Source organism: Faecalicatena contorta (assembly GCF_001404335.1).
In the GTDB taxonomy this organism is placed as follows: Bacteria; Bacillota; Clostridia; order Lachnospirales; family Lachnospiraceae; genus Faecalicatena; species Faecalicatena contortus_B.
On sequence record NZ_CYZU01000107.1, the window covers coordinates 1 to 4,219 of the forward strand.

The window sequence follows — 4,219 nt, forward strand, 5'->3', positions numbered from 1 at the left end:
TACCAAATGTTGTCACTTGCATATTGACGTAAGCCCCTTCGATTGTTCGGGTTTTTGGTTCGTTCAAATTGCTATTTAGTGGAATAAATCCAGAACATTTTATGCAATTAGGTATTGACACATCACTCAATGAGTGGTATATTGTAAATACAGAAATCACTCATTGAGTGATAACAGGGAGCGATATAAATGAATTTAAAAGAATTGAGATTAAAAGCTGGGCTGACACAAGCCGAAATGTCGGAACTGTTTGAAATCCCGAAAAGAACAATTGGAAATTGGGAATCCGGATCAAGGAAGTGTCCAGGGTATGTCGAGAAATTAGTAAAAGAAAAATTGGAGGATATGATTATGAATACAAACATTTTAGGACAAAAAGGGTATTACGCAAACGTAAAGTCAACTGGTACTGATGGTATCTATTGGGGATTTAGCGTTAAAGAAGAACACGGCACTGCCTTTACAGTGGAAATGGCAAAGGAATTACTGGCGCTTGCCAACGCTGAATACAAAAAAGGCTGCCCGGCTGGATATGATAAATCTGCTTACAATCCTGATAAAGACTTTGCCTATATCAGATATGACATGTCAAACTACAAAGATGCCGGAGATGGCCACATGGTATTGATCGGCGATAAAAAAGTAGGGACTTACGACGCAGTCAAAAATCTTCTTCGGATCTTTAAAAATGACGATCCGATTTATGAGAACAATAACGGCACTATCTGCCGTGATACTGTAGCAATGATGGACGATGGAGGGAACATGTTATGAGAAAAGAAAAATTATTAAGCAATAAAAAGGAAATAATCAAAGAAATGCCTTGGTACATCGGTGATGAATTTACAGAATCCGAATTAAAGTGTTTTTCTCTTAGGCAGTTGGAAATGTTATCAAAGATAGCAAATTCCGCTGAGAAAAGAAGGGAAAAATGCAGCGTGTTTTATGAGCTCTCCGCAACAGAGGTATTTCATAAACCAACGCAAAAAATTGCTGAAATTACTGAAAGTGGCGAAGTCCGGGAGGAATCTCACGAAGAAGCTCTTAGCGGAGCCGCAAGCGAAATATTAAAAAGGATTCTAAAAAAATAACCGAAAAAAAGGAACTGCCTGAATGACAGTTCTTTTTTTCGGTTATACTTACCTCTATTTATATTTCAATCCAACACAGGAGGGATTTTGGGCTCCTGTGACACACGATAACCCCTTCCGCTACCGTGTTAACAATTATATTATAAAAAACTATCTGTTAAATGTCAAGCCCGGAATCCATAAGGATCCGGGCTATTATTATGCTATCCTAATTTGATGACCTGCCCCGGATGGATCAGGTCAGGGTTGCTGATCCCGTTGATCTGGGCCAGCCGCTGGTATGTGGTGCCGTATCTTGCTGCAATGTCAGACAGCGTGTCCCCTCCCTTGACCGTATATGTCTTGGATGGTGCCGCCGCCCCGTCGATCTTGAGCACCTGGCCCGCGTAGATCAGGTCAGGATTGTTAATCCCGTTGATCTGTGCAAGGTGCTGGTAGGTTGTGCCATACTTGGCCGCGATCCCGGACAGCGTCTCACCACTTTTGACGGTATGTGTTTCGGCTGCAGGAGCTGGCGCCGGAGTTGGCTTGGGAGTGCAGGGTTTAGTGGATACGCCCTTAATCTCCTTAACAAAATCCCGGTAGCAAAGATTCACATCCACATTGCCCGCGATTCCCTGGATACTGCCGGCGCTGCTATATTGCCAGATATCCTCTCCGATATTCGGCCGTGTTTGTGGCTGCCCATTATTGGTACCGTAGGCAGCACACCACTTTGTAAATCTGTTCAATTTTCCGCCAATACAATTATTAAACCAATTTAAATTTGCATATACGCCAAACCAGTATCCCGCGTCCTCGATGGCCTGACCCATTCTGATAAAATAATCAGCTTTAAATGTGGAAAATGAAAGTCCCGGATCCTCAATGTCTATATAAAAAGGAAGGCTCAATTTCCGGCCGGAAAGCAGACGCTTAATATGCGCAATCTCACTCTGAAGATGGGCCTCGTTGGTGCAATAGCTGTACAAATATGCTCCATACGGAATCCCCAGCCGCTCACATTCTGTAGCATTTCTAATCCACTGCGCATCATCCTGGCTGGCTACGTCATCTCCATACCCACAGCGAATGATAGCGCCGTTTATCTGGCTTTTTACTGCTTCCCAATTTATGGTTCCCTGGTGCTCACTTACGTCAATAATTTTCTTACTCATATTCTAATCTCCTTCTATTAAAAAAAGGACGCTTATTTTGCGTCCCCTGAATCTGATTTATTAGTAATATCTACCTTATCCTCTACTTGTGATTTGATATTCTTTACGAGCGGCTCCAGAAAACCTGGTATATTTACTCCCATATCCTTAACATTTTCAAGTATACTGATAATCTCATTGCAAATAATCCATAATGCAACGATGCATGCCACTAAAAATGTAAACGGCATGGTAAATCCAACTATATCCGATGTGTAAATAAGCATCTGATCAATGATTGCCCCTACCACAATGAGTAACCACATGCATATCTTTTTCATAATACCGCGAATGCTTTTATACGAATTAATGTCCTGATTTCGGTATGGCGATGCCATAAGCCCTGTTATGTAGTCAATCAGGTTACAAACAACGACCAGAACTACTGGCAATGCCAGAACACCTATCAGGGACGTCAGGAATCCAAACACGGTCGCGACTGCCGCCTTAATGTAATTTGCCTGTTCCATCTTCTTCATTTTCCTCACTCTCTTTCTATTGTTTTCACAAAAATAAGACCTCAAGGGTCTTGCTCTGATTTTCATATTTTCTCGCCTTTACAAATCAACAGATCTTAGTCGATCAAACTCGTACCCTTTCTGGTGTGCCTTGATCTCCCAGTCAAATTCGAGTCCCGGTGTACCGACTACTGTGAAAGAGCTCACTCCCTTCTTGCTGATCCATGCGTCACCGCCCCCATATTTCGTGATAAAAACATAATATCCGTATTCGGTGCTGACAGTTTCTCCATATTTCGGATCTATGAAAATGATACATGCTCCAAGATCATTTATTATTCCGTGTCCCATATCGCCAAACATAGGCTCCGTAGTCTCGTAAGAGCTTTGAGCTATTGTACCAAAATTTTTTGTCTTTACAATTCTATTTTTGGTACCAGTCACACTAAAATTTCCATTTACCTCTACATTAATTGTATCTTTATACGCATTGGTTCCCAGGATAATTTCTCCGACATTCTTACTATAATCCCACGTACCTTTTAATACGCTGAAGTTACTTGTAGCACCATTTCTATAATGCTCTATGCTTAAATTAACATGTTTAGCCACTATAGCTAGCCCCAAGTAACCCGTGCCCGAGACAACACCTGATTGATATATCTTTGCATACCACTCTTTTACGCCGCTGTACTCAGAATACATCGTCATTCTCCCGCTGTTAAAATCTACCTGAAAGTTTTCTGAACCAATAGTAGCGTACTTGAATTCACAGTTTTCCGCATATATCCCACTATTATCCCATCTGCCTATTTGTGCCCCTGATGCGTTTAGTATACTAATTCGGTCATCCTGAATACCGCCTACGGTAACAGAACCTAAGAACTTTCCATTTTTGGCCTCCATGCTGCCATCAGCGAGAATTTTGAAGTTCTGGTTTGCGGTTACAACGCCATTTAGGTTGATCTTATTTGCATCGATACTTACTGCTTCTGCAGACTGATTTATTGTAGAGATCAAGCTGTCTTTACTTACTTTTAGCCGTATCTCCTGTGAATTAAGTTCTATGGATGCCCTGGCCTGGGTTATTGCACTGAGGACACCATTAATGTCTTTGTATTCTGAGGATGATACTGCCAAATTTATTGAGTTCAAATCCATTTCGACAGCCGATAATTTACTGTACATTGTCCGATCGCCGTTCTTAAGTTCTTCTATTTCAGATGCTGATACAAGAAGAGCGATATTTCCCTGGACCATATTAATAGCGGTCTCCTGAGCCGTGAACTTTCGGGAGATAGCGTATCTGTCATAGACTGTTGCGCGGGACGCCAAAATTAAGGACATCGCATCACCTTCTTTCTTTTTTAAGGACCTTATTTGCGTTTACATATAAATCAACTAAATAGCAATTTGAACGCGGCTAATTTTAATCTGATTAACTCGACCTATTATCCTGTGACTAATGTCATTG

At 41.4% G+C, this 4,219-nt stretch carries 5 protein-coding genes; 2 read left to right on the forward strand and 3 right to left on the reverse strand.

The genetic code is table 11. The annotated features are described in order from the left end of the window. The first annotated feature begins 189 nt into the window (after positions 1-189). Positions 190-774, forward strand: coding sequence for a helix-turn-helix domain-containing protein (locus ARB69_RS25310; protein WP_055155384.1), 585 nt, complete (start codon positions 190-192; stop codon positions 772-774). Next, a complete protein-coding gene (locus ARB69_RS25315; RefSeq protein ID WP_055155385.1) occupies positions 771-1,091 on the forward strand; it encodes a hypothetical protein in 321 nt (106 codons plus the stop codon). Before ARB69_RS25310 ends, ARB69_RS25315 begins: the two co-directional genes overlap by 4 nt. Before the next feature lie 203 nt (positions 1,092-1,294). Here the strand turns inward: ARB69_RS25315 and ARB69_RS25325 are convergent, their stop codons facing one another. The 3 genes from ARB69_RS25325 to ARB69_RS25335 form a co-directional block, all read right to left on the reverse strand. Then, positions 1,295-2,248, reverse strand: coding sequence for a LysM peptidoglycan-binding domain-containing protein (locus tag ARB69_RS25325; RefSeq protein WP_055155387.1), 954 nt, complete (start codon positions 2,246-2,248; stop codon positions 1,295-1,297). A gap of 32 nt (positions 2,249-2,280) precedes the next feature. Further along, positions 2,281-2,766 carry a phage holin family protein gene (locus ARB69_RS25330; RefSeq protein ID WP_055155388.1) on the reverse strand — a complete coding sequence of 162 codons (486 nt, stop codon included), beginning with the start codon at positions 2,764-2,766 and terminating at the stop codon, positions 2,281-2,283. A gap of 78 nt (positions 2,767-2,844) precedes the next feature. After that, positions 2,845-4,005 carry a hypothetical protein gene (locus ARB69_RS25335; RefSeq protein ID WP_153920236.1) on the reverse strand — a complete coding sequence of 387 codons (1,161 nt, stop codon included), beginning with the start codon at positions 4,003-4,005 and terminating at the stop codon, positions 2,845-2,847. Positions 4,006-4,219: the final 214 nt, after the last annotated feature.